This window comes from Streptomyces sp. NPDC023541, assembly GCF_055559995.1.
Genome location: NZ_JBVHJO010000013.1, coordinates 1 through 25,944, shown reverse-complemented (window position 1 = coordinate 25,944; position 25,944 = coordinate 1). Strand labels below are relative to the sequence as shown.

General features: G+C 72.4%; 28 protein-coding genes and 2 pseudogenes. 19 read left to right on the top strand and 11 right to left on the bottom strand.

Going from position 1 to position 25,944, the window contains the following annotated elements; all coding sequences use genetic code 11:
* The first annotated feature begins 33 nt into the window (after positions 1–33).
* Entirely contained in the window at positions 34–573 is a 540-nt protein-coding gene (locus ACZ3X1_RS27595) for a hypothetical protein (protein WP_467281350.1), read from the top strand.
* Positions 574–822: 249 nt separating this feature from the next.
* Here ACZ3X1_RS27595 and ACZ3X1_RS27590 read toward each other — a convergent pair whose 3' ends face one another.
* A complete protein-coding gene (locus tag ACZ3X1_RS27590) occupies positions 823–1,368 on the bottom strand; it encodes a GNAT family N-acetyltransferase (protein WP_467281349.1) in 546 nt (181 codons plus the stop codon).
* A gap of 108 nt (positions 1,369–1,476) precedes the next feature.
* Here ACZ3X1_RS27590 and ACZ3X1_RS27585 point away from each other — a divergent pair, with 108 nt between their 5' ends.
* Positions 1,477–1,659: a hypothetical protein gene (locus ACZ3X1_RS27585; protein ID WP_467281348.1), complete on the top strand. Its 183-nt coding sequence runs from the start codon at positions 1,477–1,479 to the stop codon at positions 1,657–1,659.
* Here the strand turns inward: ACZ3X1_RS27585 and ACZ3X1_RS27580 are convergent.
* The gene (locus ACZ3X1_RS27580) at positions 1,640–1,960 is read right to left on the bottom strand and encodes a hypothetical protein (protein ID WP_467281347.1); all 321 of its coding nucleotides are present in this window, start codon (positions 1,958–1,960) and stop codon (positions 1,640–1,642) included. The two genes, ACZ3X1_RS27585 and ACZ3X1_RS27580, sit on opposite strands and share 20 nt — an antisense overlap.
* Positions 1,961–2,203: 243 nt before the next feature.
* Here ACZ3X1_RS27580 and ACZ3X1_RS27575 point away from each other — a divergent pair, with 243 nt between their 5' ends.
* The 4 genes from ACZ3X1_RS27575 to ACZ3X1_RS27560 all read left to right on the top strand — a co-directional run bounded on the left by ACZ3X1_RS27575 (position 2,204) and on the right by ACZ3X1_RS27560 (position 5,460).
* On the top strand, positions 2,204–3,493 hold the full coding sequence (locus ACZ3X1_RS27575; protein ID WP_390080106.1) for a YhgE/Pip domain-containing protein: 1,290 nt from the start codon (positions 2,204–2,206) through the stop codon (positions 3,491–3,493).
* A gap of 167 nt (positions 3,494–3,660) precedes the next feature.
* Positions 3,661–4,173, top strand: a complete 513-nt coding sequence (locus ACZ3X1_RS27570) for an EF-hand domain-containing protein (protein ID WP_467281346.1) — start codon at positions 3,661–3,663, stop codon at positions 4,171–4,173.
* A 139-nt stretch (positions 4,174–4,312) separates the two neighbouring features.
* A complete protein-coding gene (locus ACZ3X1_RS27565) occupies positions 4,313–4,999 on the top strand; it encodes a hypothetical protein (RefSeq protein ID WP_467281345.1) in 687 nt (228 codons plus the stop codon).
* Between the two features lie 203 nt (positions 5,000–5,202).
* Entirely contained in the window at positions 5,203–5,460 is a 258-nt protein-coding gene (locus ACZ3X1_RS27560) for a hypothetical protein (protein ID WP_467281344.1), read from the top strand.
* Between the two features lie 52 nt (positions 5,461–5,512).
* On the opposite strand, the gene ACZ3X1_RS27555 is transcribed toward ACZ3X1_RS27560, so the two are convergent.
* Positions 5,513–5,797 carry a hypothetical protein gene (locus tag ACZ3X1_RS27555; protein ID WP_467281343.1) on the bottom strand — a complete coding sequence of 95 codons (285 nt, stop codon included), beginning with the start codon at positions 5,795–5,797 and terminating at the stop codon, positions 5,513–5,515.
* Positions 5,798–6,272: 475 nt separating this feature from the next.
* On the opposite strand from ACZ3X1_RS27555, the gene ACZ3X1_RS27550 reads away from it, so the two are divergent.
* Positions 6,273–6,806: a DUF7822 domain-containing protein gene (locus ACZ3X1_RS27550; protein WP_467281342.1), complete on the top strand. Its 534-nt coding sequence runs from the start codon at positions 6,273–6,275 to the stop codon at positions 6,804–6,806.
* 375 nt (positions 6,807–7,181) lie between these two features.
* Here ACZ3X1_RS27550 and ACZ3X1_RS27545 read toward each other — a convergent pair whose 3' ends face one another.
* A complete protein-coding gene (locus ACZ3X1_RS27545; protein WP_467281341.1) occupies positions 7,182–7,967 on the bottom strand; it encodes an SCO6745 family protein in 786 nt (261 codons plus the stop codon).
* 79 nt (positions 7,968–8,046) lie between these two features.
* Here ACZ3X1_RS27545 and ACZ3X1_RS27540 point away from each other — a divergent pair, with 79 nt between their 5' ends.
* From ACZ3X1_RS27540 to ACZ3X1_RS27520, 5 genes are all read left to right on the top strand, one after another.
* Complete coding sequence (locus tag ACZ3X1_RS27540; RefSeq protein WP_467281340.1) at positions 8,047–8,949, top strand: LysR family transcriptional regulator; 903 nt, start codon at positions 8,047–8,049, stop codon at positions 8,947–8,949.
* A 15-nt stretch (positions 8,950–8,964) separates the two neighbouring features.
* A complete protein-coding gene (locus ACZ3X1_RS27535; protein WP_467281339.1) occupies positions 8,965–10,194 on the top strand; it encodes a cytochrome P450 family protein in 1,230 nt (409 codons plus the stop codon).
* A 336-nt stretch (positions 10,195–10,530) separates the two neighbouring features.
* The gene (locus tag ACZ3X1_RS27530) at positions 10,531–10,653 is read left to right on the top strand and encodes a hypothetical protein (protein ID WP_390080124.1); all 123 of its coding nucleotides are present in this window, start codon (positions 10,531–10,533) and stop codon (positions 10,651–10,653) included.
* A gap of 130 nt (positions 10,654–10,783) precedes the next feature.
* Positions 10,784–12,016: an FAD-dependent oxidoreductase gene (locus ACZ3X1_RS27525; RefSeq protein ID WP_467281338.1), complete on the top strand. Its 1,233-nt coding sequence runs from the start codon at positions 10,784–10,786 to the stop codon at positions 12,014–12,016.
* A gap of 386 nt (positions 12,017–12,402) precedes the next feature.
* Complete coding sequence (locus ACZ3X1_RS27520) at positions 12,403–13,914, top strand: PP2C family protein-serine/threonine phosphatase (protein ID WP_467281337.1); 1,512 nt, start codon at positions 12,403–12,405, stop codon at positions 13,912–13,914.
* On the opposite strand, the gene ACZ3X1_RS27515 is transcribed toward ACZ3X1_RS27520, so the two are convergent.
* The gene (locus tag ACZ3X1_RS27515; protein WP_467281336.1) at positions 13,816–15,753 is read right to left on the bottom strand and encodes an ABC transporter ATP-binding protein; all 1,938 of its coding nucleotides are present in this window, start codon (positions 15,751–15,753) and stop codon (positions 13,816–13,818) included. The two genes, ACZ3X1_RS27520 and ACZ3X1_RS27515, sit on opposite strands and share 99 nt — an antisense overlap.
* A gap of 73 nt (positions 15,754–15,826) precedes the next feature.
* Here ACZ3X1_RS27515 and ACZ3X1_RS27510 point away from each other — a divergent pair, with 73 nt between their 5' ends.
* Together ACZ3X1_RS27510 and ACZ3X1_RS27505 are read left to right on the top strand one after the other, a co-directional pair.
* Positions 15,827–16,411 carry a TetR/AcrR family transcriptional regulator gene (locus ACZ3X1_RS27510; protein ID WP_390080132.1) on the top strand — a complete coding sequence of 195 codons (585 nt, stop codon included), beginning with the start codon at positions 15,827–15,829 and terminating at the stop codon, positions 16,409–16,411.
* Positions 16,412–16,570: 159 nt separating this feature from the next.
* A pseudogene (locus ACZ3X1_RS27505) lies at positions 16,571–16,895 on the top strand (maleylpyruvate isomerase N-terminal domain-containing protein); the annotation flags it as partial.
* A gap of 78 nt (positions 16,896–16,973) precedes the next feature.
* On the opposite strand, the gene ACZ3X1_RS27500 reads toward ACZ3X1_RS27505, so the two are convergent.
* A complete protein-coding gene (locus ACZ3X1_RS27500; protein ID WP_390080134.1) occupies positions 16,974–17,786 on the bottom strand; it encodes a polysaccharide deacetylase family protein in 813 nt (270 codons plus the stop codon).
* A 53-nt stretch (positions 17,787–17,839) separates the two neighbouring features.
* Positions 17,840–18,229, bottom strand: coding sequence for a hypothetical protein (locus ACZ3X1_RS27495; protein ID WP_467281335.1), 390 nt, complete (start codon positions 18,227–18,229; stop codon positions 17,840–17,842).
* 115 nt (positions 18,230–18,344) lie between these two features.
* Between ACZ3X1_RS27495 and ACZ3X1_RS27490 the strand changes: the two genes are divergently transcribed.
* Complete coding sequence (locus ACZ3X1_RS27490; RefSeq protein ID WP_362632307.1) at positions 18,345–18,779, top strand: VOC family protein; 435 nt, start codon at positions 18,345–18,347, stop codon at positions 18,777–18,779.
* Positions 18,780–19,103: 324 nt separating this feature from the next.
* Here ACZ3X1_RS27490 and ACZ3X1_RS27485 read toward each other — a convergent pair whose 3' ends face one another.
* Entirely contained in the window at positions 19,104–19,673 is a 570-nt protein-coding gene (locus ACZ3X1_RS27485; protein ID WP_467281334.1) for a helix-turn-helix domain-containing protein, read from the bottom strand.
* A 128-nt stretch (positions 19,674–19,801) separates the two neighbouring features.
* On the opposite strand from ACZ3X1_RS27485, the gene ACZ3X1_RS27480 reads away from it, so the two are divergent.
* Genes ACZ3X1_RS27480 through ACZ3X1_RS27465 form a run of 4 tightly spaced genes read left to right on the top strand, consistent with a single transcriptional unit; the run spans position 19,802 to position 23,528 of the window.
* Positions 19,802–20,608 carry an ABC transporter permease gene (locus tag ACZ3X1_RS27480; protein ID WP_467281333.1) on the top strand — a complete coding sequence of 269 codons (807 nt, stop codon included), beginning with the start codon at positions 19,802–19,804 and terminating at the stop codon, positions 20,606–20,608.
* On the top strand, positions 20,605–21,357 hold the full coding sequence (locus ACZ3X1_RS27475) for an ABC transporter ATP-binding protein (RefSeq protein ID WP_467281332.1): 753 nt from the start codon (positions 20,605–20,607) through the stop codon (positions 21,355–21,357). Before ACZ3X1_RS27480 ends, ACZ3X1_RS27475 begins: the two co-directional genes overlap by 4 nt.
* Positions 21,357–22,361: an ABC transporter substrate-binding protein gene (locus tag ACZ3X1_RS27470; protein WP_467281331.1), complete on the top strand. Its 1,005-nt coding sequence runs from the start codon at positions 21,357–21,359 to the stop codon at positions 22,359–22,361. The genes ACZ3X1_RS27475 and ACZ3X1_RS27470 overlap by 1 nt, the downstream gene beginning before the upstream one ends.
* Before the next feature lie 27 nt (positions 22,362–22,388).
* Complete coding sequence (locus tag ACZ3X1_RS27465) at positions 22,389–23,528, top strand: aryl-sulfate sulfotransferase (RefSeq protein ID WP_467281330.1); 1,140 nt, start codon at positions 22,389–22,391, stop codon at positions 23,526–23,528.
* Between the two features lie 279 nt (positions 23,529–23,807).
* Here ACZ3X1_RS27465 and ACZ3X1_RS27460 read toward each other — a convergent pair whose 3' ends face one another.
* The 3 genes and pseudogenes from ACZ3X1_RS27460 to ACZ3X1_RS27450 all read right to left on the bottom strand — a co-directional run bounded on the left by ACZ3X1_RS27460 (position 23,808) and on the right by ACZ3X1_RS27450 (position 25,891).
* Positions 23,808–24,665: a glutathione S-transferase C-terminal domain-containing protein gene (locus ACZ3X1_RS27460; RefSeq protein WP_467281329.1), complete on the bottom strand. Its 858-nt coding sequence runs from the start codon at positions 24,663–24,665 to the stop codon at positions 23,808–23,810.
* Between the two features lie 208 nt (positions 24,666–24,873).
* Positions 24,874–25,006: pseudogene (locus tag ACZ3X1_RS27455) on the bottom strand (formylglycine-generating enzyme family protein); the annotation flags it as partial.
* Positions 25,007–25,891, bottom strand: coding sequence for an ABC transporter permease (locus tag ACZ3X1_RS27450; protein WP_467281328.1), 885 nt, complete (start codon positions 25,889–25,891; stop codon positions 25,007–25,009).
* Positions 25,892–25,944: the final 53 nt, after the last annotated feature.

Sequence of the window (25,944 nt, the reverse complement as noted above, 5' to 3'; positions counted from 1 at the left end):
CCCCCACCTGTACGTGGCATGGAGGAGCGACCCATGAGGCACACCACGCCCATCTCCCGCACCACCCGACTCGGACGCGCCGCCGGGATCGCGACACTCGTCGTCGCGGCGGGTCTGGCCGGCACCGGCACCGCCCTCGCACAAGGCTCCGCCGCCCCGGCCGCCGACCAGAAGGTCGACGGCGTGATGGTGGTCGCCGGCAACAGCTGTAGCTGGACGAACGGGAGCACCAGCGCCGCAGCCCCGAACGCCCTCACCGTCGACCGCACGACGATCAACACGCCCGGAGGCAATCTCGCCTGCGGCGGCGGCATCGCCGCCTCCCTCAACAACAACCCGGCCTTCACGTTCGACGACACGGCCGGCACGGCCCGGACCGATCTGATCGACATCACCGGCAGGCAGAGCTTCATCTCCTGCCGCTACAAGGCGACGAACATCGTGTGGGACCGCGACGGTACGAGCCGCAAGTACGTCAACCGGGCCTTCACCGCCACCAAGGCCTCGGGCAGCTTCCTGTGCCCGGGCTCCGTCACCACACCGGCCGGGGACGCGTCCATGCTGTTCCGCTGATCCGTGCCGTTCCGCTGAGCCACCGCCCCACGCCCGGCCGCCTCCCGGTCCCGCACCGGGAGGCGGCAGGCGGCCTCGTCTCCGAGCCCGGGTGTACGGCGCCACCGTGGGGGAGTCGTCCGACGTCGTCGTCAGGGCCGAGCCGGCCCTCCGCTCAAGGTGCGCCCGGCCGCGTACGACTACGACAGCGCGGACGGGAAGCAGAAGGACATCGCGAAGCTGGAGGGGTGTCCCGTCGGCCGGGCCGGGTCAGAGGGTGTCGAGGAGCATCAGGACCTCGTCCCGGGTGTCGTCGGGAGCGAGGCGCAGGGCTCCGGGCCAGCGGCCGACCTCACGCCAGCCGAGCCCGGCGTAGAAGTCCTCCAGGTCCTCTCCTCCACGGGCCGCGAGGTGGAGTTGTTCGAGCCCCAGTTCGTCGCGGGCGATCTTCCGCAGTTCCCGCATGAGGGCGGACGCGACTCCGCGGCGACGGAACCCGGGACGGGTCTGGAGGTGGTGGACCGTACCCCAGTGCCCGACGAGCCGGTCGGGAGCACGCCGGAGGACGACCCAACCGGCGAGGACGCCGTCGAACCCGGCGGTGACGAGCCGGCTCCGCTGCGGGTGCAGACGGCGCAGGAGTTCGTCCGCGACCGGTACCACGTGGCCGCAGTCGACCGGAGGGAAGGGGAATCCGGCGGCGCCCCCCGCGTTGGTGACCTCGATCCAACAGTCGATCAGCTGGTGGCGCAGTGCCGGAGCGACCTCTTGGACGTCGGTGATCTGGGCGAGTTGGGGCAGGCTCTCATCCGTCATGAGGAGGAGCATGCCAGCCGGCACGGACAAGGGGACGGGTTCCGACACCGACGCAACTTCAGGGAGCCCTCCGGTCGTTGGGTGTGGAGTGTCACGACCCGAGACCGGATGCCCGTGGTCGAGAGGGTGCGCCGCCTCGTCCTCGCCCCGCCGGTCTTCCGGCACCAGTACCGGGCCGGACGGTTGCTGCCCCGCGTGCCCGGCAGCCTCACGCTCGAAGCGGTGCTGGAGCCCGCCGAAGCGGCTCGCTGCTTCACCGGCGTACGGGAACTCATGTCCGGGCAGTCCTGACGAGGATGCGCGCCGACCCGCCGGTGAATGCGCCGTGGGCGCAGCTCAGGGGTGAGGCCGGCGTGAGGCCGACGTGCACGGTGCCGTCCTGGAGGAGGCTGCACCGGCTGATTCCGGCGATGACGAGCCCCGGGCCCGCGCGGACGGCCCGGGCGAGGGCGGCGACCCGGTCGGCCCGGGAGGTGAGGTGGGACAGCGGTGCGACGTCGAAGGAGTCGGCCGCGGCGGCAGTCCGGCACCACCGGGCCGGCGCGGTCCTGGGCGAAACGCCGGTCGCCCTGTCCCGGAAGGCTCGGTCCACCGCTTCGTCCCGGCACTGCAACACGCGGCGGCGGGCTTGCGCCGGACCTGGTAGCACCCCGGGGCGTCGGCCACCGCCGGATAGGGGGTGGGCTGTTCCGGTGGTCCGTCGGGCGGGTTCGGGGACGCTGCGCGAGGTGCGCGGCGGCCTTCACCGGTACGGGGAGATCCTGGGATCCCGTGCGGCGCGGCCGCCGCCTCCACCGTCATTCGAGCCCGGCCCGCCGGGAAGCTACGGAGACCGATGTCCCCGACCGTCGCCCCCGAAGCCACCGCCGCGGCCCTCGTGCGCCGCCCCCAGCTGTGGCTGGTGCCCACGATCCTCACGGGGCTGCTGGCCCTGCTGCTGTCCCTCCTCTACATGGGCGGCATCGTCAATCCCGGCGCGGAGCTGCGGGACCTCCCCATCGCCCTGGTCAACGAGGACACGGGCAAGCCGCCACCGGGGCAGCGGCAGAACCTGGGCGCGCAGATCACCGCCTCCATCGCCGCCGACCCGGCGGGCGGCAAGGCGGACTGGCGCGAGCTGAGCCTCGCGCAGGCGCGGGACCAGCTGGACTCCGGCAAGGTCTACGGCGCGCTGGTGGTCCCCGCCGGATTCACCGACGCCGTCACGGCGCTGCCCACGGCCGCGGCCACCCGCCTGCCGACGCTGACCGTGCTCACCAACCCCGGCAAGGGCAGCCTCGGATCCTCGCTGGCCGGTCAGATCACGACGCAGGCCGCCCACCGCGCCTCCCTCGCTGTCGGCGAACAGCTCACGGCGGCCGCCGGCGCCTCCGCTGCTCCCGCCACGAAGTTGCTGCTCGCCGATCCGGTGGACGTGGTCACACAGGTCGGGCACCCGATCGGCACCCGCAGCGGGCTGGGCCTGACGGCCTTCTACTACACCCTGCTGCTGGTGCTGGCCGGATTCATGGGCGGCAACGTCATCAGCAACGGCGTGGACACCGCCCTCGGCTACGCCGACAACGAGATCGGCCCCTGGCACACGCGCCGCCCGACGGTGCCGATCGACCGGACGCAGACGCTGCTCCTGAAGATGCTGATGACGGCCGGCATCACGCTCGTCAGCACCACGCTGGTGATGGTGGCGTGCGTCGGCATCCTGGGGATGGACGCCTCCCACCTGCCGCTGCTGTGGGTGTACTCGTACTGCGCGGCCCTCGCCGTCGGTCTGGGCGTGCAGGCCATCAACGCCGCGTTCGGCGGCATCGGGCAGCTCGTGTCGATGTTCGTGTTCATCGTGCTGGGGCTGCCCTCGTCGGGCGCGACCGTCCCGCTGCAGGCCGTCCCCGACTTCTACCGCTTCCTCTCACACTTCGAACCGATGCGTCAGCTCAGCGACGGCGTACGGGCGATCCTCTACTTCGACGCGCGCGGCGACGCCGGCCTCACCCGCTCCTGGATCATGATCGCGCTCGGTACGGTGCTGGCGCTCCTCTTCGGTTTCGCGATGACCCTCTACTACGACCGCAAGGGCCTCAAGCGGCTCACCCCACAGCCGCCCCGGCCCCAGCCGGTCCAGGACTGACCGGCTTGCCGAGCCGGGGGCGGGCGAACGGCCCATGCTTGCCGCCGACCTCGCCCGTGCTGACTGCGGTGACCCGGTGACCCGGTGACCTGGTGCCGGGTCGATCGTTTCCGGGGTGAGAGCGGCGCCCGCTGGTTCTCCGGCTTCGCGCAGGAAAGAGGGTTCGGGTGGACACCATCACGGCCAAGCGGCACATCTTCTCCATGCTGGACGTCGACGGCGACGGGGTCATCTCCCGCCAGGAGTACCTTGCCCGGCCCGAACGCGCGGCAGCGGCCCTGGGCCGGGCCGACGACGATCCGCTCGTTTCCTTGGCACGCACCGCGCACGAGAGGGTGTTCGCTTCGATGGACGCGAACCTCGACGGCCGGGTGACCTTCACCGAGTACGAGGCGTGGGCGGGCGGAGGGGCCTTCGACGAGGTGTGCAGGCCGGCCCTGGGATCACTGTTCGACCTGGCCGACGCCGACGACGACGGCCACCTGGACCGGGCGGAGTTCACCCGGTTGCGCCAAGCCCTGGGCAACCCCGCGGCCAATGCCCGTTCGGCCTTCGACGCGCTGGACGAGGACGGTGACGGCCGTATCGATCGGGACGCCTACCTGGCACAGATCCGTTCCTTCGTTACTGACGGAGTCTCTCCCATGGCGCGGGCTCTCCACGCGGAGGCCGGTCGCTGACCACATGAGACCGGTGGCTTTCCACCAAGGGGGGATGGTGGTGTCGAGATTGGGCAGGCCCGCAAGGCCCTGGCGGGCCACGTCAGGGGCTGCTAACTTGAACGAGTTCAAGTGAACGAGTTCAAATTTTGGGGCGGGTATGGCAGAGGACGTCGTCAAAAGGGTGTCCGCGCGGCAGTCCAGCTGGGCCGTGGCAGCGGTGGCCACGATGCTGCCTGGGCTGTTGATAGCACTACCCAGCGCGCTGGGCGGCCTCTTCCTGATGACGGCCATCCCCGCCGTCATACCGCTGACCCAGCGGGGTGCGCCGCACCTGTTCGCACGGTCCTGCCTGGTCATCGGTGTCGTGCTGCTCGGCTGGTCGCTGGTCGCGGCCGTCCTCGGAATGATCTTCTTCCTCCCGGCGGCCGTCCTGCTGCTGATCGCCGCCTTCGCCGACAGCGGCAACCGGCCGGGCGCGTGGGTCGTGCTTGGCGGGGGCGGCGGCGCAGTGGTCCTGATGGTGCTGGTTGCCCTGGGGCTCTACACGCCCGACGGTGGTAGTGGCGGCGGCGACACGCTCCCGCCTCCGAGCACGTTCTACCGGGCCACGGTCGATTCCCCCGACAGGTTCAGCGATGCGAAGTTCACCCGCGGGGTGCAGAAGCTGAAGGAGTACGGGGCCACCTACACCTACACCGACACCATGAACTGGCGCGGTCCCTCCTACCTCACGGTCGACTACCGCGCCGCCGCGAGCACATCCTGGCTCAAGTGGAGGATCCAGAATCTGCCGGGCGTCACCGAGGTACGCCTCTGCACCGCCCTGAGCTGCGACGGGAAGTGACGGGGCCTGCCTACCGGCGCCGAGGGCGAGGTCCTTGAGGAAGAACTCGACTGGGGCGACCAGGGTGCCTGCAGCGTCGGCCACGGCGTAGGTACGTCCCTCGACCAGCTCGTAATGCAGGCCCCTGTGCAAGTCCCGCTCAACGACCCAACCGAGGTGCAGTTGGCAGACCAGCGCCGGCCGTACGGGTCGGTGGCTTGGGCGTGCGCACCGTTGTCGCTCCGGCCGCCGACCCGGAGAGCGTCTGTGCAGCCGTCGCGGTGCATCAGGTCCCGCACGGCGGACTCGAACTGCCGATGGCGCAGCCGGTCGAGCTGCTCGATCGCGTAGCGCAGGCCCTGGGAGCGCGCCCGCCCACTGCGCTGACTCCCTCCGCCGCCACATACAAGCGCCACCACACCCACGGATGCACGGCCGGCCACCGCAGCACCAGTCCGAGCCTCTCCAGGTCCGCGTTCTGACGTCTGCGGGAACGCCGGCTCCGGCTCGAACACCGCACGGGTGGACGCCGGTTCAGGGAGTGCTCACCGGGCTGGGGAAGACGATCGGATACGAGACCGTCGGCGTCGGAACCACGACCGGTGTGTCCCAACCGGGCCACTTGATGGGGTACACCGTCGACTGCGGCCCCGGTCGCTGTTCCACCGGGGCGGCGCCGCCCATCGGTTTGCTGCCAAGGGCGAACATCGCCAGCACGAACATGACGAGCAGACCGACCTGCTTGCTGGAACCGGCGGGGTTCCGCCAGTGCGCCCGCACGATCGACCCGTTCCGTAAGTGCTCCCGGACAGACGGCATCCCGGTCCCCTTCCAGTCAGGCTGCGCTCCCCGCACAGCGGGTCCATGAAAGCACCTGGGCCTGACACCACGTCACTGCACGCTTGCCTCAAGTGACCGCTCTGTGGCGGGATGCTCAGCCAGGGGCGCCGAAGGTGGTGATCGGAGACTTGTCGTAGGTGCCGTTCACTACGTGGTGCCCTGGGATGCGACGCGCCGCGCCGCGCGGTGCGGGTGACTGGATGAACGGTGGGACATGCGGGGAAGAAGCGCGGTGGCGGCACTTGCCGAACTCATGCCTGTGGCCCACGGGGCGGCACCCCAGTCCCCGGCTACCGCGCGCGGCAGGGCCGCGACACCGTTGGCCCCCCAGTTGCAGAACCGGCAGTGGGCCGACGCCCGCCCGGCCCTGCCCGAGGCCCTCCGCGCGTTCTGACCGCGCGGCAGGATTCCGACGGCGCCGGCGTTGTCGGCCCCCGGTGTTAACGTCGCCACCATGGCGAACCGTTCATACCTCTACTCCGCGGACTCGATGCCGAACGAGGCAGAGCTCCCCAAGCGGATCCGATGCATATCCGAGCACAACTGGGACATCCCGCTCGCGCACAAGCTCATGGTGGGGCGCGGAACGACGATCGTCCCATCCATGATCTGGAACCCTCCGATCGGCATCGCCGCGGACTACGCCGACGGGACGGCACTGCTCCGCGACCTCCTGCGCGCGGTCGGCAAGGGTTTGGAGGACGACGCCGAGTTCGCCCAATGCGTGGCCAGGACCACGGCCCACCTTGAGAAGCAGCAGGCGAAGTACTTCGTCCTCGAGACCGGGGAGATCATCTCGATGTCGGGCGACGATCCGGCAGCGAGCGTGCGGCGTCTGGCGTCCGATGACATCCCCGACGCCGTTGCCAAGGCAGAGGCGGCGATCGCCGGCCAGAACGACGACTGGCTGGCCTCGGTCCGTGCCGACTGGCAGAGGCACTTCGCGTCCTTCTACAGCGAGGCGCTCTACTTCTCCTTCCCCGCCTGACGGCTCGCGGCGCGGTGCCGGGCCCGGCCTGGTCCGAACGGCAGACCCAAGGGCACTCCCGCTCCGGGCGCGGGACGGCGGCGTAACCCCGGGTCCGCACCCCGGGCCCGCACGCGACCCTCGGCATCGACGTGGAGGCACCCGCCCGGACGCGGGCCCGAAGGGCTTCAAAGCCATCCTGCGATCCTGCGGCGCCGGGTCGTTGAAAGGGCCTTCGGCCGGCCCATGAACCAGCGCCGCCTCGCCCGCGATTGCAAAATCCACCCGCACCACTCCCGAAGCGATCACCCAACTCACGGTGATCGACCTGATGAGCCGCAGGCCCACCCGAGAGTCGACTCCGAAATGCGCCGATCCGTCAGCCGGTAGCCGCCGTCACGCACCGGCGTGCGGAGTGAGCCGGGTTGTGGGCCCCGCGACGAGAGAGGCACGGACCGGGGCGGTCAGCGCGTCGACGAGCCGGGCGAACTCCGTGCGCTGCCGGTAGGTCAGGCAGGCGTAGAGCGGCATCTGCATCTTGTCGGTGATCCGCTCGGCGTGCTGCAACCACGGGATTTGGGCCGCGTCGACGGGCTGCGGATCGCGCCAGCCGTAGCGGGCCGCCTGCTCGGCACCGAGGTTGATGACCATGGCCGCCCGGGCGCTCAGCCCGCACCTGCGCACCGCCGTCAGGTGGCAGGCGCCACGGTGTTCCCGTAGTACGTGGACGCGCTGCATGGCCGCGCCGACCGGGTCGTCGGCGGGGTACGGCTGCGCGCGCCAGCCGGCGAACAGGGGCAGCGCGTCGGGGTCGGCGGCATCGATCAGCTGCTGCGCCAGATGGTTGAAGTGCTCCACGTCGATGTCGGGGGAGATGTGCGCGCGCCCCCACGCTCGGACGGCCTGCGCGTAGCAGGCGGCAGCGTCTTCCGCCGACATCACGGGCCGTCCCGCCAGCCAGCCCGTCGCCACGAGCTCCGGGCCCAGGAAGCCCTGTACCGCTTGGACCACCGGCACCGGTGCCTCGCCGAGCACTCCGAACCGCCCGCGACAGTAGAAGCCGCGACCCGGGGCGAACCCGGCACGCACACCGATCTCGGCGGTCGCCCCGTCGGACATGAACTCGTCACCGAAATCGTGGATGGGTCGCGCCACGGCGGCCATGCACTGAGAGATTTCCATGACCTGAAGATCCGGCACCCCGACTCTGCAGGTCAAGAGGAGGTTTCCTGAGGTGACCCTTTAGCTAGGCTATCGAGTCATGCTCGATGTCCGCCGCTTGTACATGCTCAAGACGGTCGCCGCCCGGGGCTCCATCACCGCGGCCGCCCACTCCCTGGCGCTCACCGCCGGCGCCGTGTCCCAGCAACTGGCCGCCCTGAGAAGCGAGGTGGGAGTCGACCTGCTGCGCCCCGACGGGCGAACCGTCGCGCTGACTGAGGCGGGCCGTGTCCTCCTCGAACACGCCGACCGGATCCTCTCCGCCATGCAGGAGGCCGAAAGCGCCATGGCGGCGGTCAAGGGCACTGTCGGCGCCACCGCCGCGCTCGCCGCGCTGCCGTCCACCGTCACCAGGATCGTGGCCCCCGCACTCACCGCACTCGGTTCATGCCACCCCCAGCTCACCGTGACCTGCTCCATCACCGACCAGGCGCAACTACGCGAACTCGCACTCGGCGCCGTCGACGTGGTGCTGGGACAGCGCTATCCCCACATGCCCGACGCGACGCCCGGTGGCATCGACGTCTCACCCCTGCTCGACGATCCACTGCTCGTCGTCACCGCGGCCGACCGGGGCGACGACCGTCCCGTCGCCCTGCGGGAACTGGCCACGCACCATCTCGCCGTACCGCCGCCGACCACGGACTGCGGAGAGGCCGTCCTGCAAGGCTGCCGACGCGCCGGCTTCACCCCCGCACCCCGCTACATCACTGCCGACATCGCCGCCCAGATCACCCTCGCCCGAGCCGGCCTCGCCACCGCGCTCGTCCCCCGCACGGCCCTCGACCCGAGCGCCCCCGGAATCCGTGCGGTCCCCATCGCGGACCACCCGGTCCGACGCCTGCTGTTCGCCGCGACCCGGCGCACCGAGAACGCGAACCCGACGACCACCGCCGTCATTTCGGCACTGCGCACAGCCGCCCGGGAGGGGCACACCGCGTGACCCTAGAGTGGCCTCATGGATCTTCAGGGCGAACTGCTCGCGCACCCCCACTCCGTGTACGACCGGCTGCGCAACACCGCGCCCGTGTGCCGCATCACGGGCACCGACGGAACCCCGGCATGGCTGGTCACGCGGTACGGCGACGTACGCGCCGCCCTCGCCGATCCCAGACTGTCCCTGGACAAGTCCCACGCCGCCGAAGGCGGTTACCGGGGCATGTCCCTGCCGCCGGCCCTGGACGCCAACCTGCTCAACATGGATCCCCCGGACCACACCCGCATCCGCAGGCTCGTGAGCCGCGCCTTCACCCCGCGTCGCACCGAGCAGTTGCGCGCACCCATCCGCGCGACGGCGGACCGCCTCCTCGACGCCCTCGGGCCGTCCGGCACCGCCGACCTGGTGTCCGCCTACGCCGCCCCGCTGCCGATCATCGTCATCTGCGACCTGCTGGGCATTCCGGAGGACCGCCGCCTCGACTTCCACACGTGGACCGACGCGCTCGTCACCCCGGACCCCGGCCGGCCCCGTGCCGCGAAGGAGGCGGTGGTGGCGATGCTGGGCTTCTTCACCGAGCTCATGGCGCACAAGCGCAGCCACCCCGCCGACGACCTGCTGTCCGACCTGATCGCCGTCCGGGACGGCGCCGAAGGCGAAGGCGGGAGCGAAGGCGGGAGCGAGGGCGGCGACGACCGCCTGAGCGAGGACGAGTTGATGTCGCTCGCCTTCCTCATCCTCTTCGCCGGCTACGAGAACACCGTCCAGCTCATCGGCAACGCGATCCACACGCTCCTGGAGCACCCGGAAGAACAGGCGCGCCTGCGCAAGGACCCGTCCTGGCTCCCGGCCGCCGTCGAGGAACTCGCACGCTACGAGGGCCCCGCGCCCCTCGCCATCCGCCGCTTCCCGACCGAGGACATCACCATCGCCGGGGTCACCGTCCCGGCGGGGGAGACGGTCCTGCTCTCGCTCTCCGCGGCCAACCGCGACCCGGCCCGCTTCCCCCGGCCCGACCACCTCGACCTGGACCGCGACACCTCGGGCCACCTCGCACTCGGCCACGGCATCCACTACTGCCTCGGCGCACCCCTGGCCCGCGCCGAGACCGAGATCGCCCTGGCCGCACTCCTGGAGCGCTATCCCACCCTCGAAGCCGCGAGTTCCGTGCCCCGTTGGAGGCCTTCCCTGCGCGCCCGCGGTCTGACGGAACTCCCGGTCCGCTACGACACGGCCCGCCTCCCGCACTGAACCCCGCCAGCTGGCCGGACATCCCTGGACCGCCGTGACCGTCACGGCGGCCGGCACCGCCGCCTACGCGGTGGCCGGCCCCAGACGGTGACCGTGCCGCCGGCGGCCCGGGCGTTGTCAGTGGCTCCCGGTACGTTGTCAGGGCCTGTTCGGTGAGGGGCGGGCACCGACGCACCACGGGGGTACACGCGATGGGTCCGACCACTGCATGGAGGGCTGCCGGGGACCACGAGCTGACGCTCGATGCCCGGAGCGGCCCGAAGCCCGTGCTCCGCTGCCGTACGGCGGCCGGGCGCGAGCTGAAGAAGGTGCCGCCCGCGCTCAAGGACGATCTACGTGACCTCCGACCCGGTGAAGACGCCGCTGCTGCCCGCGGACCCGGCCGCCCTCGACCCGCCGCCCGGCCGCCTGCACCGCACGGCGACCGAGGCGGGGCACGAGAAGTGGCGCGCGGACTGACGTACCTCTTCGGCCGGGCCGCCTGCCCCGACTGTGAGGGAGTCCTCGAAGTGTCGGAACAGGTCCAGGACCAGGACACGTACTAGCACGTACGAGAGGGCCCGGACGGGCACGAACGGAGGGGTGTCCCATGACGAGACCGCACGCGGTGGTGGCCGGAGCCGGAATCGGCGGCCTCACGGCCGCCATCGCACTGCACCGCCGCGGCTGGCGCGTCACCGTCTGCGAACGCGCCCCCGAACCGCCCACCACCGGCGCCGGTATCGGACTCGCCCCCAACGCCCTGCGCGCACTCGACGCCATCGGTGTCGACGCGGCCCGGGCCGCGGGCAGCGCCGTGCCCGCGACCATGGGCGTACGCCGCTCCGACGGCCGGTGGCTCACCCGCGCCGAGACCTCGTACATGGCGGCCCGCTACGGCATGCCCCCGATCGCCGTACCGCGTCCGGCCTTCACCGCCGCCCTGGCCGCCGCCCTGCCACCGCAGGCCCTCCGCTACGGCACCACCGTGACCGGCGTGGACGACGCCGCCGACCGCCCCACCGTCCGTACGGCCGAAGGCCCGGACCTGCGCGCCGATCTGGTCGTCGCCGCGGACGGGATCCACAGCCCCCTGCGCCGCGCCCACTTTCCCGCACACCCCGGTCTCCACTACATCGGCGAGACGGCCTGGCGGACCCTCGTCCACGCCCCGGACCTGCGGATACCGTCCATGAGCGAGACGTGGGGGAGGGGCGAACGCTTCGGCGTGACACCGCTCGCCGACGGCCGGTTCTACCTCTACGCCACCGCGCTCGCCCCGGCCGGCACCCGGTCCGCCGACCCTCGCGCCGAACTGCGCCACCGCTTCGGCTCGTGGCACGACCCGATCCCGGCCCTGCTGGACCGCGTCGGGCGCTTCGACCCCGCCGATGTCCTCCAGAACGACCTGTACGACCTGGCGGCCCCGCTTCCCCGCCTCCACCACGGGCGGATCGCCTGGATCGGTGACGCCGCCCACGCCATGGCCCCCAACCTCGGCCAGGGGGGCTGCCAGGCCATCGAGGACGCGGTGGTCCTCGCGCACCTGCTCCCGGCCGGAGACACCGCAGGCACCGGACACGACGGCGAGGCCGTCCCGGCCGCCCTCGCCGCGTACACCGCGGTCCGCCGCGCCCGCACCGACGCCGTCCGGCGCCGCGCCCGCCGCGTCGGCCGCCTGGGAGCCCTCCGCAATCCCCTCGTGGCGGCTGCCCGCGACCTGGCGGTCCGCGCCACCCCGAACCGCCTGGCCCTGCGCGGCATGGACGACCTCTTCAACGGCTTCCGCCTGCCCGACCGTACGAACGGCTCGCGACGGGAAAGGCGGGTCACGCCCGGGTGACCGAACCCCCACGCTCGGCCGGGACGTCGAGTACGGCGCCGAACAGGTCGAAGGGCCGGCCGTCCGGGGCCGGGGCGTGGGACAGGTGCTCGGGCGTGACGGCGGAGGTGTGCCAGAGCAGCGTCCCGGGCCCGGTGTGGCGAAGCCGCCGCGCAGGCAGTCGTCGAGGGCGTCCGGGTTGGCACCACGAGCCGGATGCGCGGCTGACGCGCGCCGCGGATGGTCGAGAAGGCCGAGATGGTCGAGCGCGTGTGCGAATCGGGTGCGCCGTAGTGGTGAGCGCCATCCCCCGACGCGTGGCGTGCACGCGTGTCCCGTGGAGGGGGACGATGAGATGGCTGGGAGCGTAGGCCGCAGCCGGCGGCGGCCGGAAGGAGAGCCCGCAGATGGCAGCGATCGAGCCCTCGCACGGCGATCCGGAAGGGGCGCGGCCCGCCGCGTCCGGGCCGGGCGGCCTGCTCGACGTGCTGCGCGTGGCCGCCATCCTCCTCGACGCCGACGGCCGGATCGACCTGTGGAGCCCGCAGGCGGAGGAACTGTTCGGTTACACCGCCGAGGAGGCCCTCGGGGAGTACGCGGGCCGCCTGCTGCTGCACGAGGAGCACCTCCCGGTCGTGCTGGACATGTTCACCGAGGTCATGGAGGCGGGGGTCAGCTGGGTCGGTGTCTTCCCCGTCCGGCACAAGGACGGCAGCACGCGCATGGTCGAGTTCCGCAACATGCGGCTGCTGGACTCCCAGCAGGAGTACTACGCCCTGGGCCTCGCCGCGGACCAGGCGACGGTACGGCAGGTCGAGCGGGACCTCGCACTGTCGGCCCGGCTCGTGGCCCAGTCCCCGGTCGGCCTGGGCGTGCTCGACACGGACCTGCGCTACGTCTCGGTCAACCCGGCGGAGGAACGCCTCAACGGGGTGCCCGCCGCCGAGCACATCGGCCGGCACGTCCACGAGGTGCTGCCCGCCGTGGACGCGTCCTTCGAGGCGGCGATGCGTGAGGTGCTGGCCACCGGCGTGCCCATCGTGGACCAGTACACCGTCGGCCGTACCCCGGCCGATCCGGACCACGACCATGCCTGGTCGATCTCGTTCTACCGGCTCGAGGCCCCCAACGGGACCGTGCTGGGCGTGGCCACCGCCAGCGTCGACGTCACCGAGCGGCACCGGGCGGTCGAAGAGCAACGCCACACCGCCCTGACCCTCCAGCGCAACCTGCTGCCGCACACACCGCCGCGCCGGCCGGGGCTGGAGGTCGCCACCCGCTACCGGCCCGCCCAGGCCACCATGGAGATCGGCGGCGACTGGTTCGACGTGATCCCGCTGAGCGGAGACAAGACCGCCCTCGTCGTGGGCGACGTCATGGGCAGCGGAGTCGGGGCCGCGGCGAGCATGGGTCAGCTGCGCACCGCCACCCGGACCCTGGCCGACCTCGACCTCGACCCCGCGCAGGTCCTGCACCACCTCGACCACGTCACCGAGGGCCTCGAAACCATCGCGACCTGCGTCTACGTCGTCTACGACCCGCGCACCGCGCGGTGGCACCTCTCCCTCGCAGGGCACCTGCCGCCCGTCCTCCTCCGACACGACGGCACCCGCGAACTCCTCGACCTGCCCACCGGCGCGCCCCTGGGCGGCGTCGGCGTCGCCTTCACCACCGTCAGCCTCCCCGTCGGGGCGGGCGACCAGCTCGTCCTCTACACCGACGGCCTGGTCGAGACCCGCGACGATCCCATCGACGAGCGTCTCGACGTCCTCCTCCACGCCCTCGACGACCCCGGCCGCCCCCTGGACGAGACCTGCGACCTACTGCTGGACACCATGCGCCACCCGGGCGTCCACGACGACGTGGCCCTCCTGATCGCCCGCGCCACCCCCGCTCCCACTCCCGACCAGCCCGCCTGAGCTCGGCCCCGGCCCCTGTGCCCCCTCCGCACCGGTGGTGGTGGCCAGGCGCAGGGCTGCCACCAGTTCGCGGTAGAGCGCGTCCGTCTCCAGCAGCTCCTCGTGGGTGCCGCGGGCGCGGATCCGGCCCGCCTCCATGACCACGATCAGGTCGGCGTCGACCACCGTCGAGAGGCGGTGTGCGACCGTCACCACCGCGCCCGTCGCCGCGCGGCTGCGGATGCAGTCCTGCACCGCCGCCTCCGTCAAGCCGTCCAGCTGTGCGGTCGCCTCGTCCAGCAGCAGGACCTCGGGGGTGCGCAGCAGGGCGCGCGCCAGTGCGATGCGCTGGCGCTCGCCACCCGACACGTGCGCCGACGACAGCGGGCTGTCCAGCCCTTCGTCGAGCGCCTCGACCTTCTCCGTCAGCCGTACGTCGCACAGCACCCGGCGGAGTTCCTCCTCGGTGGCATCCGGCCGGGCGAGCAGCAGGTTGTCGCGGAGGGTGCCCGGTACGACGGGGGTGTCCTGCTCGACGTACGCAAGCCGCGCCCGCAGCTCGGAGTGGCTGTAGTCGCGGTACGGCCGTCCGTTCAGGAACAGTTCGCCGTCCACCGGCTCCAGGAACCGCAGTACGAGCGAGAACAGGGTGGTCTTGCCGGCGCCCGACGGCCCGACGATCGCGGTGTGTCCGCGCCGGGGGACGGCCAGCCGTACGTCGGTGACCGCGTGCGCGGCGTCGGGACCGTACGCGGCGCTGACGCCGCGCAGTTCGAGTACGGGCACCTGCGTGCCGGTGTCGCAGTCCGCCGGGCGGCCGGTCGGAGCTCCACCGCCCGGCGCGCCCGTGGTGTCCTCGCCCTCGCCCTCGCCCTCGGCCGTCAAGTCCGAGGTCTGCCGGATGCGTTCGGCGGCGGCCATCCCGGCCTGGAGGGAGGTCAGGTTCTGGCTGAGCGTGGTGACCGGCTCCATCAGCGTGAACGCGTACAGCAGGAAGGCGATCAGGCTGGAGACCTCCAGCTTCCCCTCCCCGACCCGCCAGGCCCCGATGCCCAGGATCGCGATGATGGCCAGTTGGAGGCCGGACCCGGCGACCGTCCAGGCCAGCGCCTCCTGTCGGACGGCCCGGATGCCGTACTCCGCCGCGGACCGCGCGTCGGCCATGATCCGCTCGGCGGCCCGCTCCTCGGCACGGCTCACCTTCACGGTGCGGATCGCGCGCAGCGTGCCCTCCAGGAGGCCGCCCAGCCGGCCGATGTGCTCCTGGGAGCGCTGCTGCGCCTCGCCGATGCCCGGCATGAGGAGGGCGAAGAGCGCGGCGGTCACGGCCACGGCGGCCATGGTCGTGCCGAGCAGCACCAGGTCGAGCACACCCATCAGGACCAGGCTTCCCACCAGCATGACGGCGCCGTTGACCAGCCCGACGAACGACTGGGCGGCGGCCTCGCGGAGCAGGACGGTGTCCGAGGTCACGCGGGTGACGAGCTCGCCGGTCGGGCGGCGGGTCAGGGCGGGCACGGTGGCCCGCAGGAACCGCCGCACCATCGACTCGCGCGCCTCCAGCACGACGCGCTCGCCCACCGCGCCGAGCATGCACCACTGCCGGTACGACACGGCGGCGCCGACGACGAGGAGTACGAACAGCGCGGTCACGGGCCCGGTGAGGGAGGCGGAGTCGTTCAGGGCGTCCAGCACCCACTTGGTGATCATGGGAGTGGCAAGGCCGAGGGCGGAGCCTGCCAGGGCGAGGAGCAGTCCGACGGCCAGCGTGCCGCGGTGCGGGCGGGCGAACGACCAGAGGGTGCGCAGGCGGGGCGCGTCGAACGCGGCACGGGGCGGGGGTGTCGAGTCGGCTGCCATGCCAAAAATGGAACACGGACGTTCCAATACGGTCAAGTGAGTTTCATTGCGGGCGGCGCGCTACCGTACGCCCATGGAGCAAGACCGCATCGCGACGGCGGCCACCGAGACGGCCACCCGCGCCCGTACGCGGCGCGCGATCCTCGACGCCGCCGTCACCGTCCTGTCGGCCAACCACGCGGCATCGCTCGCGGACGTCGCCGAGGCCGCCGGTGTCGGACGTACGACCGTCCACCGCTACTTCGCCGAACGCTCCGACCTGGTGGCGGCGCTCGGGGCGGATGTACGGGAGCGGCTGCAGGAGGCGACCGTACGCGCACGGGTGGACGAGGGCCCGGCCCCGAAGGCGCTGGAGCGGCTCTGCCTGGAGTACTTCGAGCTCGGGGACCGGCTCATGCTGCTCTTCGACGTGCCGCAGTTCCTGAGCTGGGCGGGCTTCGAGGAGGAGACCGACTCCGACCGGGTCCTGGTCCGCCTCATCGAACGCGGCCAGGCAGAGGGCACGGTCGACGCCGAGGCGGACGCCGAGTGGCTGCAGAACGTGCTGTGGTCCCTGCTGTACGCGGCCTGGATGCAGGCCCGGGACTACGGCACGCCGCGCCACACCGCGATCTCCTCGTGCCTCCACACCTTGCGCAAGGCCACGGCGGCCTCCTGATCAAGTGATCACCGGGGCCGTGTCCGGCCCGTGATGGCGGTCCCGTCCGACCGGGTCGCCGCGCTTGTCCGCCGTTGCGGGCCGCACTACGGTGCCCGCGTGGACCTCTTCAACCGTTGCTGGACGGCGTTGCGTACGGCGGTCGCCGAGGGCGTCGGCGAACTCGCCGATCCGCAGGCCCGCGTGGGCACCTGCGACGAGGTCCTCACCGCGGGCGACTACCTCGGCGCCTACGTCCTGGAGTGGACGGACGCTCCACCACCTCGACCTGATCGCCCACCTCCCGGACGCGCGGACCCGGCCGCCCGAGGAGGGCCTGGCCCGCTCCCGCGCCCTGCTGGAGCGGATCGCCGGGGCGGCGTTCCCCGCGTCGTTCACCGACCGGGACGCACTGTTGGTCGGCACCGGCCGCTGCGCGCCCACCGACGCGCAGCGGGCCGAACTGCGCGACGCCGCGGTGAAGTTCCCGCTCGCCCCGGGCTGACCCCACCACGCCCGGAGGAGGCGCGGGACCCGTCGGCGCGCACCGCACGGGCGGCCTGCGTCCGCCGTTGTGAGACCGCTACGGGGCGGTGCGCACGGGGAAGGTGAAGCGGTAGCCCTGCGAGGTCAGCCAGGGCAGGTACTCCTTGAGGGCCGCGACGGTCTCGCTGCGGTCGCCGCCCCCGTCGTGGAAGAGGACGGTCGGCTGCCGGGGAAGCTTCTCCTCGACGGCCGAGATGATCGCCGGCAGACCGGGACGGCTCCAGTCCTTGGGGTCCACGCTCCAGCCCAGCGGCCGCATCCCGCTCGCCGCCGCTATCGCCCGGCTGTCGGGGGTGAAGGCGCCGCCCGGTGCGCGGTAGTAGCCGACCGGCACCCCGGGTGCGGCTTTCTCGATCATGGCCTTGCCCTCGAGGATCTGCTGCTTCTGGAAGGCGACGGGCTTGTGGTCCATGGTCACGTCGTGGTCGACGGAGTGGTTGCACAGGCGGTGACCGTCGGCGGCGACCGCGCGCACGAGCTCCGGGTGCTTCTGTGCCTTGGTCCCGATCATGCAGAAGGTGGCCTTGACGTGGTTCTTCCGCAGCACCTGGAGGACTTGGGGCGTCCAGCGGGGGTCCGGCCCGTCGTCGATGGTGATCGCGACGTCCCGGCCCGGGCCCTGCGCCAGCCGGGAGATCCCCAGCGGGATGCCCGAGGCGCTCCGGGCGGCTCCCGGGTTTCCGGCCGACGCGGCGGAACCCGAGGGCTTCGTTTCCGCAGCCTTGTCCGCCGAGCCGTCCGTGGCGGCGAGGGCCGGGGTACCGGACACGGCCAGGATGCCCAGGACGGCCGCCGTGGCGGCGGATCCCGTCCGCCGCAGGCGGCGGGCGGAGATGCTGGTGATGCCCATGAAGGCGCTCTTCCTTTGCGCTCGACCCCCCGATCTCCCATTTCCGATCCAGGCTAGGTCATATGTCCGGGATGCCCGGTCGGTCGATCGGCCGGTCCGGCGGCCCGTACCCCGCCGATACGGGCCCGGCGGCGCATCGTGCCCCGACACGTGTGAGGAGTGTCACCGACCACGGGGGTCCGGCGCCGCCGGCTCATCGCGATGTGCAGGGGTCCGCCGCCCGCCGCGCCGACCGCGGACCGGAACAGCTCGACGGCCCAGCCGACGGCCGGCGCCGTCCCGGCAGCCCGCAGGGGCGTCCACCGCGGCGCGACCAGCACCACGAGGGCCGGCGGCAGCACAGCGCAGAGCGCGTCCCCGCCGTACGCGGCCACGGCGCCCGCCGCCGCGGCCCGCAGCCCGAGCGCCGCGCCGACCGTCACCACGGCGGCCGCGGCCGCCACCGGACGGATCCGTACGGCGGCCGGGTCGCGGGGCGGAGCCGCCGCCGCTTCGCCATATGGGAGTCACCGGGAAATTCTCCGCCAACCGGCCCCGGGCCGTCCCTACGATGGCCCGATGTCGTCGATCAAGAAGTTCCAGGTCACCTTCGACTGCGCACAGCCCGAGCGCGTCGCCCGCTTCTGGTGCGAGGTACTGGGATACGTCGTACCGCCGCCACCGGAGGGGTTCGCCGGCTGGGACGACTTCGACCGAGCCCTGCCGCCCGAGCGCCAGGGCTCGGCGTTCGCGTGCGTCGACCCCACCGGTGTGGGCCCGCGGCTGTTCTTCCAGCGCGTTCCCGAGGGCAAGACCGTCAAGAACCGCCTGCACATCGACGTGCGCGTCGCGACCGGGCTCGTGGGCGAGGAGCGTGTGGCCGCCCTCGAGGCCGAATGCGCACGACTGGTCGCACTCGGCGCGGTACGCGTGCGGCTGCTCACCGCGGACGAGCACAACGAGTCGTGCCTCGTGATGCAGGACGTCGAGGGCAACGAGTTCTGCCTCGACTGAGAAGCGCCCGCCAACCGTGGTGCTGCCGACCGGAGTCGGCAGTGCCACGGCGTGCCGACCAGTGCCACGCTCCTCCACAGCCGGCTCGGCCTGCCGCAGCCCGAGGCCCCTGATCCGTGTTCCGCGGCCTCGACGAGGAACGCACCTGGTCGTCGACGCCGCCCTTCGGCACTGGATGTCCGTCGCGTTGCAGCCCGCCAGGTGGTCGACCTCCCCGGCCCGGGCCCGTGACAACTGCCTTGCGCCGCCGACCGGGTGATGAGCGGGCCCTGCCCAGCCGCACCGTGCCCCGGCCCGTACTCCCGGCCACGCCCCGCGGCGGAGTCAGGCGTTCGCGATCACCAGCAGGGTGCGGGCGGGGGACGGGCCCGACAGGCGGCAGCGGTGCGGGACTTCGCCGCGGTGGTGGGCGCTCTGGCCGGCGCGCAGGGTCAGCGGCTCCTCGCCCTCGACCTCCAGGACCACCTCGCCCTCCAGTACGTAGAGGAAGTCCTCACCCGGGTGCTCGAACCATCCGCGCTCGCCCTGGCCGGGCTCGAAGTGGTGCTCGTACGCCTCCATCAGCGCGCTGCGCCCGCCGGGGATGAGCGCCTGTGCGACCTGCCCCGCGGACTCCTCCACCCGGATCACCTGCGGGTCGCTCTCGTGGCTGACCGCACCCGGGCGCGCGGGCGGCCTCAGGAAGGCGCCCGGGCTCACCTCCAGGGCCTCCGCGATCCGGTAGATCGAGCTGAGGCTGGGCGTGGTGAGGCCGCGTTCGAGCTGGCTGAGGAACGGCTGAGAGAGGCCTGAGCGGGCGGCGAGGACGGCCATGGAGACGCCGCTTCGCTTGCGGCAGCTCCGGATCACCCGTCCGACCTCGATCGCCTCGGGCGTGGGTTCGGGTCGAGACACGCTGGTGAACGTACCTCATCGCTGATCAAGGGCCGGAGGCCCCGGAGAGGTTTCGCACTGCCGCAACACTCCCGTCATAAGCGTGGTCAATTATTGACCTCACTTATCGACGACCGAGGAGACGCTCCGTGCACGCCACCCCTTCACCGCCCGGCCGGACCCAGGCCCTCGGCCGACTGGGCCCGGCTCTGGGCCGACTGGGCCCGGCCGGGGGCGCGGCAGCCGCCGTGCTCGCGCTCTGGTACCTGCTCGCCCGGTCCGGCGTGGTGGCCCCGGCCCTCCTGCCCACGCCCACCGAAACCCTGGCCGCGCTCGCGGACGGGGCCCGCAGCGGCACCCTGACAGCCGATCTCGCCGCCAGTCTGGCCCGCGCCGGACAGGGTTTCGCGCTGGGCGCCCTCATCGGCAGCGCACTCGGCTTCGCGACCGGCTACCTGCCGAAGCTCTCCGCCGCCGTCACCCCCGTCGTCTCCTTCCTCCGCCCGATACCGGCCATCGCCCTGGTGCCGCTCGCGACCGCCTGGTTCGGCATCGGCGAGACCGCCAAGCGGCTCCTGATCGCCTACGCCGTACTGCTCGCCGTATGGCTCTACGTCCACGACGGCGTGTCCCGGGTCCCGGTCTCCCACCTGCGCGCGGCCCGGACCCTGGGCGCCCCGCTGCACCGCCGGTTCGTCGAGGTCCTGCTGCCCGCTGCCGCGCCCGCCGTCCTCGCCGCGCTGCGCTACGGGGCCTCGGTGGCGCTGCTCGCCCTGGTGGCCGCCGAACTGGGCGGCGCGGACAGCGGCCTGGCCTACCGGCTCCAGGTGGACGGCCAGTTCCTGCGCGTGGACCGGATGTTCGCCGGGCTCCTCGTCCTCGGGTCGCTCGGCGTGGCCGTGGACCTCGTACTCGCCGCGATCGGCCGCCGGTTCGTGCACTGGAGGACGTCATGAGCCTCGCCGTACGACTCGAAGGGCTGTCCGTCCGCTACGGAGCCGCCCCGGTCCTGGAGAAGACGGACCTGGAACTCCCCGCAGGGTCGTTCACCGCCCTGCTCGGGCCCAGCGGATGCGGCAAGTCGACCGTTCTCGGCGCCGTCGCCGGCTTCGTACCGCCCGCCGCGGGACGGGTGACAGCGGGCTCCCGGCCCGTCCACGGGCCGGGACCGGACCGCGGCGTCGTCTTCCAGCACTACGCGCTCTTCCCCTGGCGCACCGCACGCGGCAACGTCGAGTTCGCCCTCAAGCGGCTCGGCCTGCCGCGCGCGGAACGCCGCCGCCGCGCCCTGGAGGCCCTCGCCGAGGTCGGCCTGACCGACGGCGCGGACAAGTACCCGGCGCAGCTGTCGGGCGGGATGCAGCAACGCGTGGCACTGGCCCGCGCCCTGGCCGCCCAGCCCGAAGTGCTGCTCATGGACGAGCCGTTCGGGGCCCTGGACGCCCTGACCCGGACCCGCATGCAGCGACTGCTGCGGGAGCTGTGGCAGCGCCGCGGCACCACCGTCCTGTTCGTCACCCACGACATCGACGAGGCGCTGGCCCTCGCCCAGCGGGTCGTCGTCCTCGGCGGGACCCCCGGGCGGGTGCTCGCCGACCACGCCGTCCCCGACGGGCCCCCCGACCCGGACCTGCGCTCGCTCGTCGCACGTCACCTCGGCTCCGACCGATCACCTGCTCCCACCGTCCCCGGAAGGGCACCCTGATGACCGGACCCAGACCCCGCGCGGCCGCCGCCCTGCTCATGGCGGCCCTGCTCTGCACGCTCGCCCCTGCCTGCTCCGGCAACGGCTCCGCTGACCGCGGTGGCGGCCGCCCGGCCGTCTCCGTCGTCGGCAGCGACCACCTCGGCGGAGCGCCCCTCCACGTCGCCCAGGAACGCGGGCTCTGGTCCGCCGAGGGCATCGACGCCACCGTGACCACCCAGCCCACCGGACGCGACGCCCTCAACGCCGTGCTGGGCGGCCAGGCGCAGCTCGGCGTCGTCGGAGACCTGCCCGCCGTGACCGCGGCCCTGGGCGGACGCGACCTGCGGATCGTCGCCGACCTGTCCCGGTTCTCCGACTGGCGGCTCCTTACCCGCTCCGACCGCGCAATCACCGGCTTCGCCGCCCTGAAGGGCCGCAAGGTCGGCGTCCCACAGGGCACGAACGTCGAGTACGCCCTGTCGCGGATGCTGGGCTCCGTACAGCTGACGGCCGCGGACGTGACCGTCGTCAACCTCGCCCCGAACCAGGTCACTTCCGCGCTGGCCCGCGGCGACATCGACGCCGGCGTCACCTTCCCCAGCTTCTACGAAGCCGCGCGCACCGCGCTCGCAGAGCGCTACGCCGAGCTCGCGTTCACCGGATACACCGCTCGGACCCTGCTGGTCGCGGGCCCGAGGACGAGCGACGAGACCACCGCCGCCGTCCTGCGCACCGTACTGCGCGCCCAGCGCGAGATCGGCGAGCACCCGGCGCGCGCACGGCAGGCCGTCGTGGCCCAGTCCAAGGGCGCGTTCCAGGCCGGCTACGTCGACACCTACCTGCCCCGCTACACCTACGGAGCGACCCTCTCACCCGACCTGCTGACCCAGCTGGAGCAGGAGGCCGCCTGGGCCAAGGCCGCCCAGGGGCTGCCCGGCGACGCCGACCGCGCGGCGCTGCAGCGGTACCTGAACCCCGGACCCCTGACGGCCGTCGACCCGGCCGCCGTCACCGTTCGCTGACCACACCCCACAAGGAGACCGATCACCATGACCCCCACGAGCCCCGAGGCCGTCGACCAGAACACCCTGCGCCGCCGCGGCGTCGGCCTGATCGCCCACGACCCCGAGCGCAGCTACGGCGGCTACACCCTCTACACCCCGATCACCAGCGCCGGCGAGATCCACCTCGTCGACATCGAGGGCCGGACCGCGCACACCTGGAACTCCCCGCACCCGCCCGGCCGCCAGGCGCAGCTCCTGCCCAACGGCAACCTCTTCTACGCGGCCAAGGACACCGCTGGCCCGACCCTCTTCCCCATTTGGGACGTGTATCACGGCGGCATCTTCCAGGAACTGGCCCCCGACTCCACGGTGGTCCGCGAGGTCCGGCACCCCTTCCACCACCACGACGCCTCGCTGCTGCGCAACGGCAACCTCGTCATCACCGTGGTCGAACCCCTCGCCCCCGCCGATGCCGCCCGCATCCGGGGCGGCATCCCCGGCTCGGAGGCCCCGGGCGGCGTGATCTACGGCGACGTCGTGTACGAACTGACCTGGGACGGGCGGGAGGTGTGGCGCTGGGCCGCCATCGAGCACCTCGACCCCGAGGACTTCCCGCTCAACCCGCACTTCGCCCGGGAGCACTGGCCCATGGCCAACACCGTCAACGAAACCGCCGACGGTTCCATCGTCCTGGGCTTCCGCAGCACGTCCTGCGCCGTAGCCGTCGACCGCGCCGACGGGTCCGTGCTGTGGCACATCGGCCCCGACGTCCTGGCACAGCAGCACCATCCGCACGAGCTGGCGAGCGGCAACATCCTCGTCTTCGACAACGGCACCTACCGCGACACCACCTCCGTGCCCTACTCGCGGGTGCTGGAGCTGGATCCGCGCACCGGCAAGGAGGTGTGGTCCTACCAGGACAACCCGCCGCAGAACTTCTACAGCCCGTACATGTCCAGCGCCCAACGCCTGCCGGGCGGCAACACCTTCATCGCCGAGGGCTCCTTCGGCCGGCTCTTCGAGGTCACCCCCGACGGGCACGTGGTGTGGGAGTTCGTGGTCCCGCAGTTCCGGTCGTTCGGCGACGGCGTGGGCCTGGAGTCCTCGGCCGGCGCCCAGAACTCCGTCTTCCGCGCACACCGCTACTCCGCCGACCAGATCCCCTGGCTGGGTACGACGGCCTGACACCCGCGCGGGCATCCTCCGCCGACATCACGGACGAGGGCCGTCACACATGGTGCATATCGTGTGCACGGCCGCCGGGCCGGTGCCCCCCGCGTGATCGGACTCCGTACACGACTCGGCGGTGTCCTGCCTTTTGCTCCCTGATCCGGCCTGATCGACAAGACACCTCCCGAGAAGCCCACCTCATGCCCATCCGCCGCCACTTCCTCGCCGGCTCCGCGGCCGCCGTCGGCCTCGCCCCGCTCTCCGCCGCACCGGAGGGGATCCCGGTCGTCGCCTTCACGACCGGGCCGGTGCGTACTGCGCCCAGTCCACGATCCGCACGGCCGCACCGGCCGCCTCCCTGCCCCGGCAGTGCGCGTGGTGCCTGCGGGCGATGCCGTCCAGGTCGAGATGCGGCCCGAAGGCGGGATGAGCCGCCAGTCGCCGCGCGTACGACCACAGACGGGGGTGGTCGGTGATGCGGTACACCGCCGCCGCGTCCAGGTGCCAGCGGTGCACCGTGTCCAGCTGCACCAGCGTCACCCACACCTCCACGTCCGCGGCGCTGAGCTGATCGCCCAGCAGGTAGTCGGCGGCGGCCAGCTGCCGTTCCAGTGCACCCAGCCCGCGCAGCAGGGTGGTGAGCGCGACGTCCCGCTCCGCCGCGTCGGCACCGGACCGGCCGGCTCGTTGCGCCGCCGTGTTGATGCCGTGCTCGCAGAGCCGGCCGACCTCCTTGATGCGCGCCTCGGCGCCTTCCGGGTACAGGCACGGTCCGGAGACCCCGAACCGCCGGGTGAGGTCCTGGACGATGTCCGGGGCGTGCGTGCTGACGATCCGTCCGGTCCAGCCGTCGCTGAGGACCGGCGCCAGCGCAGGTCCTGGGTACAGGTGCGAACTGGCCTCGTACAGCGGACGCAACGCCGCGTACCCGCCGTCGGATGTGTCCGGGACGGCGGGCAGCGATGTCATCGGGAGGACGTCCTGCAGGCCCAGCAGGCTGTGCGTGACGGCGATCCGCAGACAGCTCGGACAGGACGGTGTCAGGTGGAGGCGGTAGCGGTGCGGAACGGCCGGGAAGCCGCTGCGCGCGTCGCGGCCGATCCTGCTCTGGAAGGACGGCGACGGCACGGCTTTCGGGTACGTGGCGGACATGCGTCTCCCTGGGTTTGCGCGGTGCCGCCTTGGTGCGGGCGACCGTAATTTCCTACCAGTTCACTAGGATTCGCCGATTGGAGTGTCGATCCGCGTCCGGACGCTGTCAAGAGGGCGTGGCGCCGCCCGCGGCCCCGCGGAAGTCGATGTTGCCGGTGGGCTGCCGGGCTTGGGCATGAGCCGCCGTGTCGACGACGTTGGGGAGGCTTTCGGCCTCGCTGGGCAGGCGGGTTCCGGACCTCGTCGGAGAGGAAGCCGCCGAAGACGAAGGAGGAGCCGAACTCCTCGGCCTCCGTGACACGGCCGGTGGTGTCGACGTAGGCGGCGAACTGGGCGGTCGTTCAGCTGTTGAGCAGCAGGCCGCGGCTGCGCAGTACGTGGCGTTCGAGGGGGCTGAAGATGAGCAGGTCGATGGCGATGCCGACGACGAGGATCAGGATGATGGCGAGGAAGACGCCGGGGAGGTCGATGTTGTTGCGGCCGTTCTCCAGGAGCTGGCCCAGGCCCAGGCCGAGGTCGGGGGAGGAGGCGATGATCTCGGCGGCCATGAGGGAGCGCCAGGAGAAGGCCCAGCCCTGCTTGAGACCGGCGAGGTAGCCGGGCAGCGCGGCCGGGACGACGACGTGCCACACCCCCTTGAGGCCGGTGGCGCCGAGGGTGTGGCCGGCGCGCAGGAACAGCGGGGGGATCTGGTCGATGCCGGAGACGAGGCCGTTGGCGATGGAGGGGACGGCGCCGAGCAGGATGACGGTGTACATCATGGCGTCGTTGAGGCCGAACCAGAGGACGGCCGGGGGCACCCAGGCGACCGAGGGCAGGGACTGCAGGCCCTGGAGGATCGGGCCGATCGCGGCGCGCACGAACTTCACCCGGGCGACCAGCAGTCCGAGGGGGGTGCCGATGGCCAGGGCCAGCAGGAAGCCGAGCAGGCCGCGGGAGACGGAGGTCCAGATGACCTCCAGCAGCGTCCCCTTCAGCCACATGTCGGACAGGCTGTCCCACACCGCGGCCAACGGGGGCAGCTTGTTCTCCTCGGTCACGCCCAAGGAGACGAGGAGCTGCCACACGGCGAGCACCAGTGCCACGGCCAGGACCGGCGGGAGCGCCTTCTCGACCAGGATCTCCCTGACCGGCGAGCGGCGGACCTCGATGGCATCCAGGGCGTCGAGTCCGGCCTCCAGCCGCGCGAGGTCGTCCGTTGTCGCCTTCGTTTCAGTGCTGGCCATGGCGGCGGATCTCCCCACGCAGGTGTTCAGTGATCTCGAGGGACAGTTCGGCG

What these genes read in the sequence shown, in the direction of transcription:
- ACZ3X1_RS27595 (WP_467281350.1), top strand. Translation starts at nt 34, where the DNA reads ATGAGGCACACCACGCCCATCTCCCGCACCACCCGACTCGGACGCGCC.
- ACZ3X1_RS27590 (WP_467281349.1), bottom strand. Translation starts at nt 1,368, where the DNA reads ATGACGGATGAGAGCCTGCCCCAACTCGCCCAGATCACCGACGTCCAA.
- ACZ3X1_RS27585 (WP_467281348.1), top strand. Translation starts at nt 1,477, where the DNA reads ATGCCCGTGGTCGAGAGGGTGCGCCGCCTCGTCCTCGCCCCGCCGGTC.
- ACZ3X1_RS27575 (WP_390080106.1), top strand. Translation starts at nt 2,204, where the DNA reads ATGTCCCCGACCGTCGCCCCCGAAGCCACCGCCGCGGCCCTCGTGCGC.
- ACZ3X1_RS27565 (WP_467281345.1), top strand. Translation starts at nt 4,313, where the DNA reads ATGGCAGAGGACGTCGTCAAAAGGGTGTCCGCGCGGCAGTCCAGCTGG.
- ACZ3X1_RS27555 (WP_467281343.1), bottom strand. Translation starts at nt 5,797, where the DNA reads ATGCCGTCTGTCCGGGAGCACTTACGGAACGGGTCGATCGTGCGGGCG.
- ACZ3X1_RS27550 (WP_467281342.1), top strand. Translation starts at nt 6,273, where the DNA reads ATGGCGAACCGTTCATACCTCTACTCCGCGGACTCGATGCCGAACGAG.
- ACZ3X1_RS27545 (WP_467281341.1), bottom strand. Translation starts at nt 7,967, where the DNA reads ATGGAAATCTCTCAGTGCATGGCCGCCGTGGCGCGACCCATCCACGAT.
- ACZ3X1_RS27540 (WP_467281340.1), top strand. Translation starts at nt 8,047, where the DNA reads ATGCTCGATGTCCGCCGCTTGTACATGCTCAAGACGGTCGCCGCCCGG.
- ACZ3X1_RS27535 (WP_467281339.1), top strand. Translation starts at nt 8,965, where the DNA reads ATGGATCTTCAGGGCGAACTGCTCGCGCACCCCCACTCCGTGTACGAC.
- ACZ3X1_RS27525 (WP_467281338.1), top strand. Translation starts at nt 10,784, where the DNA reads ATGACGAGACCGCACGCGGTGGTGGCCGGAGCCGGAATCGGCGGCCTC.
- ACZ3X1_RS27520 (WP_467281337.1), top strand. Translation starts at nt 12,403, where the DNA reads ATGGCAGCGATCGAGCCCTCGCACGGCGATCCGGAAGGGGCGCGGCCC.
- ACZ3X1_RS27515 (WP_467281336.1), bottom strand. Translation starts at nt 15,753, where the DNA reads ATGGCAGCCGACTCGACACCCCCGCCCCGTGCCGCGTTCGACGCGCCC.
- ACZ3X1_RS27510 (WP_390080132.1), top strand. Translation starts at nt 15,827, where the DNA reads ATGGAGCAAGACCGCATCGCGACGGCGGCCACCGAGACGGCCACCCGC.
- ACZ3X1_RS27500 (WP_390080134.1), bottom strand. Translation starts at nt 17,786, where the DNA reads ATGGGCATCACCAGCATCTCCGCCCGCCGCCTGCGGCGGACGGGATCC.
- ACZ3X1_RS27490 (WP_362632307.1), top strand. Translation starts at nt 18,345, where the DNA reads ATGTCGTCGATCAAGAAGTTCCAGGTCACCTTCGACTGCGCACAGCCC.
- ACZ3X1_RS27475 (WP_467281332.1), top strand. Translation starts at nt 20,605, where the DNA reads ATGAGCCTCGCCGTACGACTCGAAGGGCTGTCCGTCCGCTACGGAGCC.
- ACZ3X1_RS27470 (WP_467281331.1), top strand. Translation starts at nt 21,357, where the DNA reads ATGACCGGACCCAGACCCCGCGCGGCCGCCGCCCTGCTCATGGCGGCC.
- ACZ3X1_RS27465 (WP_467281330.1), top strand. Translation starts at nt 22,389, where the DNA reads ATGACCCCCACGAGCCCCGAGGCCGTCGACCAGAACACCCTGCGCCGC.
- ACZ3X1_RS27460 (WP_467281329.1), bottom strand. Translation starts at nt 24,665, where the DNA reads ATGTCCGCCACGTACCCGAAAGCCGTGCCGTCGCCGTCCTTCCAGAGC.
- ACZ3X1_RS27450 (WP_467281328.1), bottom strand. Translation starts at nt 25,891, where the DNA reads ATGGCCAGCACTGAAACGAAGGCGACAACGGACGACCTCGCGCGGCTG.